Origin of the sequence: Pseudochrobactrum sp. AO18b, assembly GCF_000409565.1 — a bacterium.
Lineage (GTDB): Bacteria > Pseudomonadota > Alphaproteobacteria > Rhizobiales > Rhizobiaceae > Pseudochrobactrum > Pseudochrobactrum saccharolyticum.
Window position 1 is genome coordinate 1 of the sequence record NZ_ANNO01000154.1, and the last position, 16,256, is coordinate 16,256.

Genomic DNA, 16,256 nt, shown 5'->3' on the forward strand with positions numbered 1-16,256 from the left:
TACCGGCACCATAGATACCGTGTGCCTTGGCACCTTCCACACGATCACCGGAAATCAGCCACATTGGCTCGGACGACAATGTGACCCAGACATTGGCCTCGGTCAGGTTACGCTGCAGAGTTGCCAGCGCTTCGTGACGCTCTTCCTTGCTGGTAGTGGTTGCCGCCTTACGGATCAGCTCATCCGTTGCCGGATCTTTCCAGTTCATGCGGTTTGGTGTCGGTGCCTGACGGCTCGGGAAGTAGAGACCAATCGCTTCAAGCGCAGTCAGTGCCGGATAGTTCATATAGAACGCATCAAATTCCTGCGTTGCCATCTTGCCCCAGCCGACAGTCGCATCCCAAAGCTGGATTTTCATGTCGATACCGATCTTGCGCAGATCAGCCTGCATGGCCTCACTCACAGTCGGGTTGGTTGCATTGCGCAAACCATAAACAAGGAACGTGGCTTTCTGGCCGTCTTTTTCACGGATACCGTCGCCGCCCATTTTCCAGCCGGCTTCATCCAGCATTTTATTGGCTGCATCCTGATCGAAAGCAGGCATCAGTTTTGCGGATTCAGGATCGAAATCAATAATCGCCGGATTAACGAGCGACTTCATTTCCTTACCATGACCGAAATACACCGCCTGAGTGATTGCCGCTTTATTGGTCGCCATATTCACGGCTTTACGGATTATCGGATCAGACACCACAGGCTTGTCGATCTTGAAGCCCATGAACATGTCGTAGATGTAGTTTTCCTGTTTGGAAACATTAATGCCCGGCATGCTTTCCATCGTGGTCAGCGCAATCGGTGGCATGTAATAGGTCATGTCTGCCTGACGCGCCTGAATAGCGGCCATCAGCGTATTGGCTTCAGGGATCACGCGCCAGACGATTTCATCAACCTGCGGGCTCGGATTTTTATAGAATGACGGTCCCCATGTGTAATTCGGGTTTTTCTTGAGCTTCAGTTCCTGACGCGGCTGCCAGCTGACCCAGCAATAAGGGCCGGTACCGTTGAAACCCTGCACACCGAAATTCTCACCGAGCTTCTCTACGGTTGCTTTGTCCACAATGGTCGAGAACGGCATGGTCAGCTGCGGCAGAAGATCGGAATACGGCTCTTCCAGCTCATAGATCACGGTGTAATCGTCTTTAGCGGTTACACTCTTGACCTTACCGCCACGGAAGGCAGTCGGGGAGCGTTTTTCCGGGTTTTGCCAGCGCTCAATCGTATAGACCACATCGGCAGCGGTCATCGGACGGCCGTCGCAGAATTTCACATCCTTACGCAGGTTGAAGGTGTAAGTCTTACCATCTTCAGAAACCGACCATGCTTCCGCAAGACCCGGCTTGACGGTTTTCATGTCAAAATCGAGCGAGACCAGCGTGTCGCCCAGCATCGCCATCACTTCAACCATAGCGGTTGCGGTGGAGCGGATCGGATCGTAATTATCCGCATCGATCACGCGCAGGATCGACAATGGCGCCTTAGTCTGGGCATAGGCTGCACCGGACAAAACGGCACTGGCAGCAACACCGGCGACGAGAGTGGCAGTCAGATATTTTCTCATTTTAGTCCTCCTGATGAGGCGCCCACTGTTCTGTGCAGTGATCCGCCGCCAAAAATGATTATTTACGTAATTTCGGATCGAGCGCGTCACGCAGGGAATCCCCCAGCACGTTAAACGCCAGAACGATAATGAAGATCACCAGACTTGGCAGAACCGAGACATGCGGTGCGAAGAACAGGAAGTTACGCCCTTCCGATGCCATAGCACCGAGTTCCGCTGTCGGCGGCTGTGCGCCAAGGCCGATAAAGGATAGCGCCGCACCGAGCAGGATCACCTGTCCGAAACGAAGCGTTACAAACACGAAGATCGATGACAGACAGTTCGGCAGCACATATTTGAAAATGATGCGGCTGTCGGACATGCCGAGCGAATGCGCGCTTTCAATATAATCCTGCTGCAACACCACAATCGCACCACCGCGCACCACACGCGCCATCAAAGGCACGGTCGCAATTGACAGCGCAATGATAACGGCTGTGAGACCCGGGCCAAAGATTGCGGCAATTGCCAAGCCAAACAAAATGGCCGGAAAGGACAGCAACACATCCATGAAACGCATCAGCACGCCGCTCCAGCGGGTGTAATAAGCCGCCACGAAACCGATAATCCCGCCGACCACACAACCGAAGAACACCGAGACAAAGCCCATGAACAGCGTGGTGCGAATGCCGTAGAGCAAACGTGTGACCATGCCGCGCCCCTGCCCGTCAGTGCCGAGCAGATATCCTGCCTCACCGATCGGCTTCAGCATCATACCGAGATTGCCGCCATAAGGGTCTTCCGGTGCCAGCCACGGGGCGAACAGACCGCAAAACAAGGTCAGTGCCACAAGGGTCAGAGCAATGACCGAGCCGGTATCGGAGAGCAGCATACGCAATACGCTGACACGCTTGAAAGCAATTTCCTGCTCTGCCGGTTGCGCTGCATCCGCAACATTTGTTTTTGCAAGACTGGTCATCATGCACCTCTCACACGCGGATCGAGCACAGCGTAGAGAATATCAACGCCCAGATTGACGAGAATAAAACCGAGAGACATTACGATAATCGTGCCCTGCGCCATTGGCAGATCGCTGGACAAAATCGCACCGACTGCCAGACGGCCAATGCCCGGCCATGAGAACACGGTCTCAACCACCACAGCACCGCCGAGCAGGAAGCCGATCTGCAAACCGATCAGTGTCACCACCGGCACCAGCGCATTGCGCAGCGCATGACGGGTAACGACCTTACACTCTTTCAGACCTTTAGCGCGTGCAGTACGGATATGATCTGCACCCAGCACATCCAGCACGGATGTACGGGTCATACGGGCAACAGGGCCGACAAACACACCGCCCAGCGTGATCGCAGGCAGAATGATGCTGGTGAAACCTTCCCATGTCCATAACGGCCCGAGACGACCGGTAAATGGCAGGATCGGATATTTAAAGCCGAACAACCAGACCAGTACCAGACCTAGAAAGAACACAGGGATCGAAACACCGGCAACAGACACAGCCATTATGGAGCGATCCAACAGCGAGCCACGATAATAAGCGCCCACAGTTCCGAGCAGAATGCCGAGCGGAATAGCCCAGATGAGGGATGCAACCATCAGCTCCAGTGTCGGGCCGATTGTGGCACCGAGTTCCTGCGAGACCGGCACATTATTGATAATCGAAACGCCGAGATCGCCCTGCATCAGGCGGCCGATATAATAGAAGAACTGTTTCCACAAAGGCTGATCGAGACCGAGATCACGGCGGATGGCTTCAACCAGTTCCTGTGTCGCAGTGGGTCCTGCACGCACCTGTGCCGGATCGGTCGGCACCACCTGCATCAGCAAAAAGCCGAGCAGCAGCACACCGAACATGACCGGTAAAGCGAGAAGCAGACGTTGTAACGTGTGCCGAAGCATGAAATTGCCTTTCTCTGGCTGCCGGTTCAAGGCGCGCTAACGCGCCCCGAACCTGAACAGTTACACCTGCCGCTCGAAAACGACTTTGCCATCCAGCACGGTCATATCGCAGACCACATCACTGCGGATTTCTTCCACGTCACAGGTAAAAATATCCTTCGACAACACGGCGACATCCGCCGCCATGCCTGCCACCAGACGTCCGGTTTCATTCTCAGCAAATTGCGTATAGGCACCGAAATGCGTGTAAGCGTGGATCGCCTCTTCCCGTGTCAGGCACTGGTCACCGCCGATCACCGAACCGACCTTGGTCTTCCGGGTGACGAGCGTGTAGATATTCTGGAACGGATTGGTGGAAGTAACCGGCGCATCGGAAGACGCTGCCGGATGCAGACCGGCATCCACCCATTTGCGCATCGGATAGGATGCATGGGCACGCTTTTCACCCAGATTAGCGACATAAAGATCACCAAATTCATAGATGAACATCGGCTGCGGTACCGGATCAATACCGGCCTTTGCCATACGCTCAATCTGCCCGTCGCTCAGGAAGCCGCAATGTTCAATACGGTGACGACGGGATTTAATCGGATGTTCTGCGCTATCGGCATTCTCAATACCGGACAGTACCTGTTCAATCGCCGCATCACCAATCGCATGAATGGCCAGCTGATAGCCAAGTTCATGATAATGCTTGAGGGACTTGTGCATTTCCGCATCGGAATAGCAGAAAATACCAAAATTATTCGGATCGCCTGCCACATATGGCTCGCTCATAGCGGCTGTCAGACCACCGGCACTGCCATCCGAGAAAACTTTCATTGCACCGTAGCGCAACTTGCCTGTCTGGCGTTTGGCACGGAAACCCTGTGCATGCGCCTGATCGCCGATACCGTCATGATTGCCATAAATGCAGACCCATGTGCGGATTGGCAACTCACCGGCGGAAGCCAGTTCTTCATAGGCATGGAGTTCTTCCATACCATAGCCCATGCCGACAGCGGCATCCATCACGCTGGTGAAACCCTGAGAGAGCATGAAACCGGCTGCGCGGGTAATCGCGGCTTTCAACTCATCACGGCTCAGTGGCGGGATTTTATCCGTGACCACGCGCATACCGGATTCCGCGAGCAGGCCGGATAATTTGCCGTTGCGCTTTTCAATCAGGCCACCGGACGGGCTTGGTGTATCGTGGGTAATATTTGCCAGACGCATGGCTGCGCTGTTGGCAATCCCGACATGACCGCAGGTACGGGTGATATAAACCGGGTGATCGGGCGCAATCGCATCCAGTTCCTCAATGGTCGGATGGCGCTGTTCACTCAGTTCAAAATGATCATAGCCGCCGCCACGGATCCATTCACCCGCCGGTTTCACAGCCACTTCCTGCGCAATACGTTTGAAAATCTCTTCGAGACTGCGCGCACCCGATTCAGGACGCAGATTGATCTCGTTCATACCTATGCCAAGCATAAGAAGATGCATATGGGCATCATTGAGCCCCGGCACCGCAACACGTCCGCCCAGATCGACACGTCGTGTCTTTTCACCGGTCAGTGCTTCAATCTCAGCTGTAGTACCGGTTGCCAGAACCTTACCGTCAGCAATTGCAAGCGCCTCAACAAAACCTTCATTAAGGCCGCAAAAAATCCGCCCGCCCGCAAGGACGAGATCTGCATATTCCATACTCTGTCTATCTCCCAGCACCCTGCCTTCAAGGAAGACAAGACATAATTCAGCGAGCCCTACCGATATGAAGATCGGGAAGGTTAATGATTGAGCTGAGGAAAAGCCTCACTCATACGAGATCCGGTGGCTTTTTTATTCCCCTGTACTGTTCGGTTACTCCCGGGCTTTTGACCGGTCAGTCCGTCAGCAGTTATTTTTGTTTGTTAAGAACATGCTTGCAAAAAACTGGTACCAAAGCAAGAGCCCGCGCTGCAAATGTTGACAATTTACCAGACGAAAATTGCATAAATTGATAGCAATTTTGCATAATGAAAAACATCGGCAACGTAACTATCAATGCCAAATTGGTACTGTTTTCTGTGATTTTACCTGCACAAACAGCTCTGTAGAGATGAGAATCATTCCAGACTGGAGCGATCCGAGCCCCTGCTGTACTTTACAGTACCATTAAAACCGGCGCCTGAACGGCCACCGGCACCGCCTCAGCGACAATCAGCCCCACCCTGCGCAGCAAGACACAACGCCCCTGTTCCGGCTGAATTTTCAAAGCTTAAACGACTATTCCCCGATCCGGTTCAGAACTGAAAAATCTAAATAATTTCCTACATTTATTTCAGAAATTTCTGTAAATACAGCAATAAAGGTATGAGAATTTATCAGACAACTATATGATATTTATAGAAAATTCTACATATCACATTGTCATAATTAAATTATTTCGCAAACAACAAAACCCGAAGCCATTATCTCCGTCAATATGCTGCGAATTAGCGGAAAATCACGCAAAAAACGCTTCATTTATACATGCCCTGTCACCGGCCGTACTTGATTTAAATCAATGACTAAATTTTTCCGTCGCATATAATACCCGCTATATTGCTCGAATTGCAGGCATTTCTGTAATTTGCGGGCAGGATAAGTTGCGCGCGCGAGGGGATTTTTCATGAATTACGCTGCGGGAATTGTAATCTCCGGGCTCGGTGCTTTTTTAGCACTGCTGGCCGCGGGGTTTACGCATGATCCATTATTCAGAAGCCATATGTGGGTTCTGTTTTTCACTCTTGTGATTTTTACAGTCTTACTGCTGCGTAATGCAGATTACAGTCTGAAGCCTGTGAAGGAAGATCAGTCCGTTTATATGGACGGTCCGATCCGTTACGGTGTCATTGCCACAGTATTCTGGGGTGTTATCGGCTTCCTCGTTGGTGTTTTCATTGCTGCGCAGCTCGCATTCCCTGATTTGAATCTGGGACCATGGCTAAATTTTGGCCGTGTCCGCCCTCTTCACACATCAGCTGTTATTTTTGCCTTCTGCGGTAACGCCCTGATCGCCACTTCTTTCTATGTGGTGCAGCGTACCTGCCGTGCGCGTCTTTTCGGCGGCGATCTGGCATGGTTCGTTTTCTGGGGCTACAACCTGTTCATCGTCATGGCAGGCACCGGCTATCTGCTCGGCATCACCCAGTCGCGTGAATATGCTGAACCGGAATGGTATGTCGATCTCTGGCTGACCATTGTCTGGGTTGTCTATCTCGTGATCTTCATGGGCACGCTGATGAAGCGTAAAGAACCGCACATTTATGTGGCCAACTGGTTTTACCTCTCCTTCATCATCACCATTGCCATGCTGCATGTGATCAACAATCTGGCAATTCCGGTCTCTTTCCTCGGCGTGAAAAGCTATTCGGCTTTCTCCGGCGTACAGGATGCGGTGACCCAGTGGTGGTACGGCCATAATGCCGTGGCCTTCTTCCTGACCGTGCCGTTCCTCGCGATGATGTATTATTTCGTGCCGAAACAGGTCAATCGTCCGGTCTATTCCTACCGTCTGTCGATTGTGCACTTCTGGTCGATCATCTTCCTCTATATCTGGGCCGGTCCTCACCACCTGCATTATACAGCGCTGCCTGACTGGGCACAGACACTTGGCATGGTCTTCTCCATCGTTCTGTGGATGCCGTCATGGGGTGGTATGATCAACGGTCTGATGACGCTTTCCGGTGCATGGGATAAAATCCGTACTGATCCGGTTGTCCGTCTGATGGTTGCTGCTATTGCCTTCTACGGTATGGCAACTTTCGAAGGCCCGCTGATGTCGGTTAAGGCCGTTAACTCGCTGTCGCACTATACAGACTGGACCATCGGTCACGTTCATGCGGGTGCGCTCGGCTGGAATGGTATGATCACTTTTGCGGCCGTGTACTTCCTTGTACCGCGTCTGTGGAACCGTGAACGTCTCTATTCTGTGCGCATGGTCAACTGGCACTTCTGGCTGGCTACACTTGGTATCGTGCTCTATGCCGCTTCCATGTGGGTTGCCGGTATCCAGCAGGGTCTGATGTGGCGCGAATATGACGATCAGGGCTTCCTGGTTTACTCCTTCGCCGAAACAGTACTCGCAATGTTCCCTTACTATGTCATCCGTACACTTGGCGGCACGATGTATCTGGCGGGCGGACTTGTGATGGCCTGGAACGTCTACAAGACCATCAAGGGCGATCTGAGAGAGGAGGCCGCAATTCCGGGCTCGACACCAATCTCAGACACCAATACCGGCCCGTATTTGAAACCGGCAGAATAAGGAGCAGGTGAGTTATGTCTATTCTCAAAAAACACTCGCTGATTGAAAAAAACGCTACTTTACTGCTGATCGGTTCGCTGGTTGTGGTCACTGTCGGCGGTATAGTGGAAATTGCCCCGCTGTTTTACCTGCAAAACACCATTGAGAAAGTAGAGGGCATGCGCCCCTACTCTCCTCTGGAGCTGGCTGGCCGTGACATCTATATCCGCGAAGGCTGCTATACCTGCCATTCGCAGATGATCCGTCCGTTCCGTGATGAAGTGGAGCGCTACGGCCATTACAGCCTTGCAGCTGAAAGCATGTATGACCATTCGTTCCAGTGGGGCTCGAAGCGTACGGGGCCTGATCTTGCCCGTGTCGGCGGCCGCTACTCGAATGAATGGCATGTTCAGCATCTGATTGAGCCGCGCGATGTGGTGCCTGAATCGGTTATGCCGAGCTATGCATTCCTGATGAACACGCCGCTGAATATGTCCGGCATTACCGGCAATCTGAAAGCCAATATTGCTGTCGGCGTGCCTTATAATCAGGAAATGGTCGACAATGCATTGGCGGATATGAAAGCGCAGGCTGATCCGGAAGCCGATACAGAGGCTCTGCTTGCCCGCTACCCTAAAGCCAAGACCGGCGATTTCGATGGTAATCCGAAGGTTGTCAGCGAGATGGATGCGCTTGTTGCCTATCTGCAGATGCTGGGTACTCTGGTTGATTTCTCAACTTACGACCAGTCACCGAAGTCGCGTTAAGGAGGTTCATCATGGATTATACAACCATGCGCCACTTTGCCGACAGCTGGGGGCTGTTAGGCATGTTCCTCTTCTTCCTCTTTGTTGTCTTCTTCGCCTTCCGTCCAGGCAGCAAACAGGCTGCCGATGCTGCGAAAGCCATTCCGTTCAAGGACGAAAACAATGACTGATAAGCAAATTGACGATGTAACAGGCGTTGAAACAACCGGCCACGAATGGGACGGCATCAAGGAACTTGATAATCCGATGCCACGCTGGTGGCTCTATGCCTATTATGCAACCATTGTCTGGGCGATTGCCTATACTGTTGCCTATCCGGCATGGCCACTCATCAACGGCGCTACTTCCGGTCTGCTGGAATGGTCGAGCCGTGGTGATTTCTGGAAAGAAAACACCAAAATTCAGGGTGAACGTCAGGATATTCTGGCAGCTATTAAAGAAAAATCCGTTCAGGAAATTATAGCTGATCCGCAGCTCAACCAGTTTGCAATTGCAGGCGGTGCAGCGGCATTCCGTGTGAACTGTGTTCAGTGTCATGGTTCCGGTGCGCAGGGCGCGCCAGGCTATCCGAACCTGAATGATGATGACTGGCTGTGGGGCGGTTCTATTGATGAAATCCTGCAGACTGTACGCCACGGCGTGCGCTCCAAGGATGACGAAGAAACACGCATCTCCGAAATGCCTGCCTATGGCGACATTCTTGAGCCACAGCAGATCCGTGATGTGGCGGCCTATGTCACCAGCCTGACATCGACACCGCATGATGCAAGTCTGATACCGGCAGGCAAACAGGTTTTTGCTGAAAACTGCGCTGCCTGTCATGGCGAAAATGCCAAGGGCAATAAGGAATTCGGCGCGCCAAATCTGACCGATGCGATCTGGTTCTACGGTTCAGGTGAAGCAGAAATTGCCAAACAGGTGAGAAATCCCAAGCATGGTGTAATGCCTGCATGGGAAGGCCGTCTGGGCGACACAACTGTGAAGCAGCTGGCAATCTATGTCCACTCTCTGGGTGGCGGTGAGTAAAAACGCCCTGTTTCAAGTCATGGCCGGCCGGTGTAAAATATTGGTGTAAAATATTCCGGCCGGTGCTCAAAAAATCAGCAAGCCCCGCAGATATAATCTGAAAAACGGGGCTCTGATGAAACCTTAGAAACTCAGCGCGGATTTCTGTACCGATAACCGGAACCCGCTCTGAGTGATTTGAGTGCAGTTTTATAAGACCATTTCAGTTCTCAGACTGCCCTTAAGCATTCCGCGCTCAAATGCCCTCAATGAGCGCAGTGTTAATGCGATGAAATAAAGAATCTAGAGCAAGCGCCATACTTCAATCTGAACGCAAACAGCTCTAGCCCCCGGAGTGTACCATGTCAGATGTTGGTGAATTTGAACGTATCGATGCGCAGGCGGTGAATTCGTCTGAGAAACGCGGCTCTCTATATGCCGCGCGTGTCAAGGTTTTCCCGAAACGAGCGAGTGGTGATTTCCGCCGTTTCAAGTGGATTATCATGTTCATCACACTCGGCATTTACTATCTCACGCCTTGGCTGCGCTGGGATCGCGGACCTTACGCCCCCGATCAGGCGGTGCTGATTGATATTGCACATCGCCGTTTCTACTTCTTCTTCATCGAAATCTGGCCGCAGGAATTCTACTACGTTGCCGGTATGCTGATTATGGCCGGTATCGGCCTGTTCCTTGTCACCAGTGTCGCGGGACGCGCTTGGTGCGGCTATACCTGCCCGCAGACTGTATGGGTTGATCTGTTTCTGGTCGTTGAGCGCGCCGTTGAAGGCGACCGCAATGCCCGTATCAAACTCGACAAATCCCCGATGACGGCCAATAAGCTTGTAAAACGCGTCACCAAACATACAATCTGGCTGGCTATCGCCGTTATGACCGGTGGTGCATGGATTTTCTATTTCGCAGATGCACCAACACTGCTGATGGAATTTGTGACCGGTCAGGCCGCTATGGTCGCCTATATCACTGTCGCTATTCTGACCGCCACCACCTATGTTTTCGGCGGGCTGATGCGTGAGCAGGTCTGTACTTATATGTGTCCTTGGCCGCGCATTCAGGCAGCCATGCTCGATGAAAACTCACTCACAGTGACCTATAATGACTGGCGCGGTGAGCCACGCACCCGTAATTCCAAAAAAGCCATTGCTGCCGGTGAGAGTGTCGGCGATTGCGTAGATTGTAATGCCTGTGTGGCCGTCTGCCCGATGGGGATTGATATCCGCGACGGTCAGCAGCTGGAATGCATTACCTGTGCGTTGTGTATTGATGCCTGTAACTCGGTTATGGACAAAATCGGCAAGCCACGCGGCCTGATCTCCTATTCCACGCTGTCCGACTATGATGCCAATATGGCGCTGGCGACCAATAACGGCACAACACCGATTGAACCGACACGGATTTATGAAGCTAAAAACACCTTTAATGACAAGGTGCAGCAGCTGAAAATGTCCAAAATTTTCCGCCCGCGCAGCCTGTTCTATTTCTCGATCTGGGCACTGATCGGTGTGGCGCTGATTACAACTTTGCTGATGCGCGAACGGATCGGCATCAATGTGCTGCAGGATCGTAACCCGCAATATGTGTTGCTGTCCGATGGCTCTATCCGCAACGGCTATACGGTCAAGCTGCTGAATATGGTCAATGAACCACGCCAGTTTGAGCTGATTATTGACGGCCTGTCACAAGCAGAAGTGCATGTGGCCGATCAGGCAACAGACGGTTCAGGCCGCCATATTTTCAACGCCGAACCGGATCGTCTGAAAACCCTGAAAGTGTTCGTTGTCCTGCCTAAGACCGCAGTCCCTCCGGGCAGCACACCATTCACCATGACAGTCCGTGATGTTAACGGAACCGAGTCAGCAACCTATAAAGCCACTTTCATTGCCCCTGAAAAGCGCTGATAACGGAGAAACGTGATGATAAAGCAAAATACGTCTTCCCCTGCCCCTCAGGGACGCGAATTTACCGGCTGGCACATGCTTGCGATTATGATCGCTTTCTTCGGGGTGATTATTATCGTGAATGTTATCATGGCCACATCGGCAATCCGCAGCTGGTCCGGCCTTGTTGTTCAGAACTCCTATGTTGCCAGTCAGGAGTTTAATGAGAAGTCCCAGCTCGGCAAAGAACATGCCGCGCTCAACTGGAAACAAAATCTGGATTTTAAAGACGGGATTGTCAGCTATAGCCTGACCGATGCCAATGGTGCGCCTGTTAAAGCGCTTGGGGCAACGGCTGTTTTCCGCAGGCCGGTGAATGAAAAAGAAGACCAGATCCTGAACCTGATGCCGGCTGGCAATAATGTTCTCACCGCAGAAGCCGATCTGAAAGACGGAAACTGGGTGGTTGAAATCAATACCTATGCCGGACTTGATCTGCCTTACCGTCAGGTCAACCGTGTGAATATTGCCGGTGGTAAATTCACCATCACCGCAGACAACCAGCCGGCACAAGGATCAGCGCAATGAGTTGCTGTGGTTCCGGCATTCAGTTTTCCGCTGCGGATTATCGTCCGGAAGAATTACTGCTGGCGAGCCGCACACTCGGCGATGGTCAGCGCCAACTTGACCTGTCTGTCCCTTCTGTTCATTGCGGATTGTGCATTCAGACTGTTGAGACTGCGCTGAATGCTTTGCCTGAAGTCAGTTATGCGCGTGTCAATCTTTCGTCCAAACGGGTATCTGTCCGCTGGAAAGACGGGATTGAACCGCCGCATGTGATTGATGCTTTGCAAAAAGCCGGATATCCCGCTCATATTTTCGAGCTGGGTGATGATAAAGATCCGCAGCTTTCCCGCCTGCTGATTGCGCTGGCGGTTGCCGGTTTTGCCTCGATGAATATTATGTTGTTTTCTGTGTCGGTCTGGTCCGGTGCGGATGCCGCAACGCGTGATATGTTCCATTGGCTTTCCGGCCTGATTGCACTGCCGACTTTGGTTTATTCCGGTCGTATTTTCTATATGTCTGCATGGAATGCGCTGAAACACGGCCGCAGCAATATGGATGTGCCGATTTCGCTGGCGATCACCCTTGCCTTTGCGATGAGCGTTTATGAAACGCTCAATTCCGGCCAGCATGCTTATTTCGACGCCTCGGCGACATTGCTGTTTTTCCTGCTGATCGGCCGCACGCTGGATCATGTGATGCGCGAACGCGCCCGCTCTGCAGTGAAAGGTTTAAGCCAGCTGGCGGCACGCGGCGCCGTGGTGATCGGTGATGATAACCAGCACAGCTTCATGCCGATTGCGGATATCCGCCCGTCTATGCGCATCATTCTGGCCGTTGGTGAGCGCGTGCCTGTCGATGCGATTGTTGAAAGCGGCCGTTCTGATCTCGATTGTTCAATTGCGACCGGTGAAAGTGTGCCGGTTCCGGTGACACAAGGATCGAAAATCCGTGCAGGTACCATGAACCTGACCGCGCCGCTGACCATTAAAGCCACCGCCTCTGCTGATAGTTCTTTCCTCGCGGAAATGGTGCGCCTGATGGATGCCGCAGAAGGTGGCCGCGCCCGTTACCGCCAGCTGGCAGACCGTGCTTCCGCACTTTATGTGCCGCTTGTCCACACCACTGCATTTCTGGCTTTTGTCGTCTGGCTTTATCTGAGCGGCGACTGGTACAAATCCACCTATGTCGCGATCACCACGCTGATTATTACCTGTCCTTGTGCACTGGCCTTGGCTGTGCCGATTGTGCAGGTTGTGGCCGCACGTCGCCTGTTTGAAAACGGCATCATGGTCAAAGACGGCTCCGCTATGGAACGTATGGCCGAAATTGACAGTGTGATGTTTGACAAGACCGGCACGCTGACACTCGGCCAGCCACAGCTCATGGAGCGCGGCAGTCTCGATCAGAATGCGCTGGAACTGGCTGCAGAACTCGCACTCTATTCGCGTCACCCGCTGTCGCGTGCGCTGACAGCCTTCACCAATCCGGCAAAAAACATCCGTTTTGATCTGATTGAAGAAGTAAGCGGTGCCGGTATCGAAGCCCGTATGGGGCAGGATATTTATCGTCTTGGTCGCCGTGACTGGGCAGTTGAAGATGTTTCACAGGACAATGCCAGCACCGGCACAGAAACCGTGCTGAGCCGCAATGGTACTTTGCTCGAAGCCTTCCGTTTTGAAGACAGCCCGCGTGATGATGCTGCACGCTCTGTTCAGGCGCTGAAAGACGAAAAACTCAGCGTGGAAATTCTCTCCGGTGACAAAGAAAAGACGGTCAGCGCCCTTGCCCGTCAGCTTGGTATTGAGAAATACCGCGCGGAAATTCTGCCTGCCCATAAATCAGAATTGGTGACCGAGCGTACCAATGAAGGCCATAAAGTGCTGATGGTCGGTGACGGGCTGAATGATGCGCCTGCCCTGATGTCTGCCTATGTGTCGATGGCACCGGCAACGGCGGCGGATATTGGCCGTAATGCTGCGGATTTCGTCTTCCTGCATGACAGTCTGACAGCCGTACCGCTGGCTGTGGCAATCTCCCGTGAGGCAGGCAAACTGATCCGTCAGAACTTTGCATTATCACTGATCTATAATATTATTGCCGTACCCATTGCGCTGTTCGGCTATGTCACGCCTTTGATTGCAGCGCTCTCCATGTCGCTGTCTTCGATCCTCGTGGTCAGCAACGCCCTTCGCCTGAAGGCAGGTAAAAAACAAGGCCAGAAAACAGCCTCTCCTTTAAGCCTGCTGAAGCGACAAAAGGCCTGAGATTATGAATATATTGATTTTCCTCATACCCATTGCCCTGTTTTTGGGCGGCATGTGGCTCGCAGCATTTTTATGGTCACTGAAAAGCGGGCAATATGAGGATATGGACGGAGCTGCCAACCGGATTTTCCTGCCAGATGACGATGACAGGCCGGCACCGGAAAAACCATAAAGATCAGGGCAGTTTCGTTTTCCCGAAACTGCCCTGAATTATTTTTATCGCATAGTTAAAGCTAAATCAGCTGCGGCAGGTATTCAGCTGGCTGGTAAAAGCCTCACCCGCCGAGGCCACATCACCGGAATTATCAATCACCCAGACCGGTACATCACCGGCTTCAACCGGTTCCTGACGCTGCAAGCGCAGCGCTATGGATTCCGGTGTTTCGCGCCCGCGCGATGCAAGACGTTGCGCCAGCACTTCCGGAGTTGCGGTAATATGGGCAATCGCCACGCGCGGAAAACGCGCGGCCAGTTGCGGCAGAACTTTGCGTGACAAATTAGCGATAACCACGCCGCCATTTTCAATCACCTGCTCCACCGAGGCAGGCAGCCCGTAATAGAGGCCATGCGCCTGCCAGTGCATGCAGAATTCTGACCGCTCAACCGCTTCCAGAAATGCCGCTTCCGACAATGTATCATGATCTTCCGTATTGCCATGGGCATCACGGGTCACGACGCGGCGCACAAAATGATAGCTGCCATCCTGCGGCAGGCGTGTGCGTGCATAGTCGATGATTGTGTCTTTGCCCGCGCCGCTCGGCCCCACAACGGCAACAAAAATACCGGTCATTCCATTCATTCCGTCACTCAATATTGCAACCGCACTCAGAGTACGCGCTGCCCTTCCCGCCATACTGAACGTACCACCGGTATCGCATTCTGCATATGAACGCGAACCATATCAGCCCGTTTGCCCGATGCAAGTGTTCCGCGATCTGTAAAACCGACAGCTTTAGCCGGATTGCGGGTAACCAGATTGATCGCCTGCGGCAGCGTATAGCCATCAACCAGTTGCGGCAGTGTATAAACTGCCTGCACAAGGCTGAAAGGAATATAATCGGATGACAGAATATCGAGATGACCGGCAGAAGCCAGATCACGTGCCGAGACATTGCCGGAATGGGATGAGCCACGCACAATATTCGGTGCGCCCATCAGCACAGCCATACCGGCTTCTTTCGAGGCTTTGGCTGCTTCCAGCGTTGTCGGGAATTCGGCCACATGAATACCCTGCTCAATCGCTTCATCCACATGGGCAAGTGTCGCATCATCATGGCTGGCAAGCGAAATACCCTTGGCCTGACAACGGGCAGCAATTTCTTTACGGAAACGGTCTGCATGAGCCACAGATTCCGCCACACGACGATCACAGAACGCATCAAACTCGGCCTGCGTCATTTTCTGCTTGCCCATATAGTAGGTCTTATAGGCTTCAAGGCTGGCAAACTGGCGTTGTCCCGGCGCGTGATCCATGAGGGAGGCAATCTTCACCTGAGGATTATGCTCAAACAGTTCAAACGCATCGAGGCAATTCGGCGAAGACACTTCGCAGCGCAAATGCAGATAGTGGTCTGCACGCAGGCGGCCATTGTTCTGGCCATCGGCAATCGCACCGGCAAGAAGCACCATGTCGTCGGAGTTAATATCCGTGTCGCCGTCAAGGCCCACGCGCAGCGCGTCGAATACTGTGGTGATGCCGGAAGCAGCAATCTGCGCATCATGCGCCATCAGTGCCGCATCTGCATTCCAGCGTACTTTCGGGCGCGGTGCATAATGGTGTTCAAGATGATCGGTATGCAGCTCAACAACACCCGACATCAGATAATCGCCGCCGAAATCTTCACCGCTAATGCCGTTTCCAGCGCTGATATCAGCGATTTTTCCGTCACGGATCTGGATTGTACCGGTGATAACTTCATCCTCAAGGATGATGCGGGCATTTTTAAAAACGATATCGGAAGGGCGCGTGTCGCGTGTCATCGAAATTTTCCTGCTAACCAAAACTGTCCTGCATGATCGCTGTGATCATGCAGGACAGCTGTGGCCTAC

Annotated in this window: 14 protein-coding genes; 8 read left to right on the top strand and 6 right to left on the bottom strand. The window is 52.7% G+C overall.

Annotated features, from left to right (window positions below):
* The 4 genes from A918_RS0106435 to A918_RS0106450 all read right to left on the bottom strand — a co-directional run.
* On the bottom strand, positions 1–1,558 hold a 1,558-nt coding region (locus A918_RS0106435; RefSeq protein ID WP_022710265.1), incomplete at its 3' end, for an ABC transporter substrate-binding protein.
* Positions 1,559–1,616: 58 nt separating this feature from the next.
* Entirely contained in the window at positions 1,617–2,519 is a 903-nt protein-coding gene (locus A918_RS0106440) for an ABC transporter permease (protein ID WP_028233467.1), read from the bottom strand.
* Positions 2,516–3,457: an ABC transporter permease gene (locus A918_RS0106445; RefSeq protein WP_022710267.1), complete on the bottom strand. Its 942-nt coding sequence runs from the start codon at positions 3,455–3,457 to the stop codon at positions 2,516–2,518. The genes A918_RS0106440 and A918_RS0106445 overlap by 4 nt, the downstream gene beginning before the upstream one ends.
* Positions 3,458–3,517: 60 nt before the next feature.
* Positions 3,518–5,143 carry an amidohydrolase gene (locus A918_RS0106450; RefSeq protein WP_022710268.1) on the bottom strand — a complete coding sequence of 542 codons (1,626 nt, stop codon included), beginning with the start codon at positions 5,141–5,143 and terminating at the stop codon, positions 3,518–3,520.
* 946 nt (positions 5,144–6,089) lie between these two features.
* On the opposite strand from A918_RS0106450, the gene ccoN reads away from it, so the two are divergent.
* The 8 genes from ccoN to ccoS all read left to right on the top strand — a co-directional run bounded on the left by ccoN (position 6,090) and on the right by ccoS (position 14,379).
* Positions 6,090–7,727 (top strand): cytochrome-c oxidase, cbb3-type subunit I, encoded by a 1,638-nt coding sequence (gene ccoN / locus A918_RS0106460; RefSeq protein ID WP_022710270.1) that lies wholly within the window; start codon positions 6,090–6,092, stop codon positions 7,725–7,727.
* A 14-nt stretch (positions 7,728–7,741) separates the two neighbouring features.
* On the top strand, positions 7,742–8,473 hold the full coding sequence (gene ccoO, locus A918_RS0106465) for a cytochrome-c oxidase, cbb3-type subunit II (RefSeq protein ID WP_022710271.1): 732 nt from the start codon (positions 7,742–7,744) through the stop codon (positions 8,471–8,473).
* 11 nt (positions 8,474–8,484) lie between these two features.
* A complete protein-coding gene (locus A918_RS0106470; protein ID WP_022710272.1) occupies positions 8,485–8,643 on the top strand; it encodes a CcoQ/FixQ family Cbb3-type cytochrome c oxidase assembly chaperone in 159 nt (52 codons plus the stop codon).
* On the top strand, positions 8,636–9,499 hold the full coding sequence (gene ccoP, locus A918_RS0106475) for a cytochrome-c oxidase, cbb3-type subunit III (RefSeq protein ID WP_022710273.1): 864 nt from the start codon (positions 8,636–8,638) through the stop codon (positions 9,497–9,499). The genes A918_RS0106470 and ccoP overlap by 8 nt, the downstream gene beginning before the upstream one ends.
* 341 nt (positions 9,500–9,840) lie before the next feature.
* Positions 9,841–11,397 carry a cytochrome c oxidase accessory protein CcoG gene (gene ccoG, locus A918_RS0106480; RefSeq protein ID WP_022710274.1) on the top strand — a complete coding sequence of 519 codons (1,557 nt, stop codon included), beginning with the start codon at positions 9,841–9,843 and terminating at the stop codon, positions 11,395–11,397.
* 15 nt (positions 11,398–11,412) lie between these two features.
* Positions 11,413–11,964, top strand: coding sequence for a FixH family protein (locus tag A918_RS19675; protein WP_022710275.1), 552 nt, complete (start codon positions 11,413–11,415; stop codon positions 11,962–11,964).
* Positions 11,961–14,207, top strand: coding sequence for a cation-translocating P-type ATPase (locus A918_RS0106490; protein ID WP_028233468.1), 2,247 nt, complete (start codon positions 11,961–11,963; stop codon positions 14,205–14,207). The genes A918_RS19675 and A918_RS0106490 overlap by 4 nt, the downstream gene beginning before the upstream one ends.
* A 4-nt stretch (positions 14,208–14,211) precedes the next feature.
* The gene (gene ccoS / locus A918_RS21480) at positions 14,212–14,379 is read left to right on the top strand and encodes a cbb3-type cytochrome oxidase assembly protein CcoS (protein ID WP_022710276.1); all 168 of its coding nucleotides are present in this window, start codon (positions 14,212–14,214) and stop codon (positions 14,377–14,379) included.
* Positions 14,380–14,445: 66 nt separating this feature from the next.
* Here ccoS and phnN read toward each other — a convergent pair whose 3' ends face one another.
* The gene (gene phnN, locus A918_RS0106500; RefSeq protein WP_022710277.1) at positions 14,446–14,997 is read right to left on the bottom strand and encodes a phosphonate metabolism protein/1,5-bisphosphokinase (PRPP-forming) PhnN; all 552 of its coding nucleotides are present in this window, start codon (positions 14,995–14,997) and stop codon (positions 14,446–14,448) included.
* Positions 14,998–15,032: 35 nt separating this feature from the next.
* Positions 15,033–16,187, bottom strand: coding sequence for an alpha-D-ribose 1-methylphosphonate 5-triphosphate diphosphatase (locus A918_RS0106505; RefSeq protein ID WP_022710278.1), 1,155 nt, complete (start codon positions 16,185–16,187; stop codon positions 15,033–15,035).
* Between the last annotated feature and the right edge of the window lie 69 nt (positions 16,188–16,256).

What these genes read in the sequence shown, in the direction of transcription:
- ccoS (WP_022710276.1), top strand. Translation starts at nt 14,212, where the DNA reads ATGAATATATTGATTTTCCTCATACCCATTGCCCTGTTTTTGGGCGGC.
- A918_RS19675 (WP_022710275.1), top strand. Translation starts at nt 11,413, where the DNA reads ATGATAAAGCAAAATACGTCTTCCCCTGCCCCTCAGGGACGCGAATTT.
- ccoG (WP_022710274.1), top strand. Translation starts at nt 9,841, where the DNA reads ATGTCAGATGTTGGTGAATTTGAACGTATCGATGCGCAGGCGGTGAAT.
- ccoO (WP_022710271.1), top strand. Translation starts at nt 7,742, where the DNA reads ATGTCTATTCTCAAAAAACACTCGCTGATTGAAAAAAACGCTACTTTA.
- A918_RS0106470 (WP_022710272.1), top strand. Translation starts at nt 8,485, where the DNA reads ATGGATTATACAACCATGCGCCACTTTGCCGACAGCTGGGGGCTGTTA.
- A918_RS0106450 (WP_022710268.1), bottom strand. Translation starts at nt 5,143, where the DNA reads ATGGAATATGCAGATCTCGTCCTTGCGGGCGGGCGGATTTTTTGCGGC.
- A918_RS0106490 (WP_028233468.1), top strand. Translation starts at nt 11,961, where the DNA reads ATGAGTTGCTGTGGTTCCGGCATTCAGTTTTCCGCTGCGGATTATCGT.
- A918_RS0106440 (WP_028233467.1), bottom strand. Translation starts at nt 2,519, where the DNA reads ATGATGACCAGTCTTGCAAAAACAAATGTTGCGGATGCAGCGCAACCG.
- A918_RS0106445 (WP_022710267.1), bottom strand. Translation starts at nt 3,457, where the DNA reads ATGCTTCGGCACACGTTACAACGTCTGCTTCTCGCTTTACCGGTCATG.
- ccoN (WP_022710270.1), top strand. Translation starts at nt 6,090, where the DNA reads ATGAATTACGCTGCGGGAATTGTAATCTCCGGGCTCGGTGCTTTTTTA.
- phnN (WP_022710277.1), bottom strand. Translation starts at nt 14,997, where the DNA reads ATGACCGGTATTTTTGTTGCCGTTGTGGGGCCGAGCGGCGCGGGCAAA.
- A918_RS0106505 (WP_022710278.1), bottom strand. Translation starts at nt 16,187, where the DNA reads ATGACACGCGACACGCGCCCTTCCGATATCGTTTTTAAAAATGCCCGC.
- ccoP (WP_022710273.1), top strand. Translation starts at nt 8,636, where the DNA reads ATGACTGATAAGCAAATTGACGATGTAACAGGCGTTGAAACAACCGGC.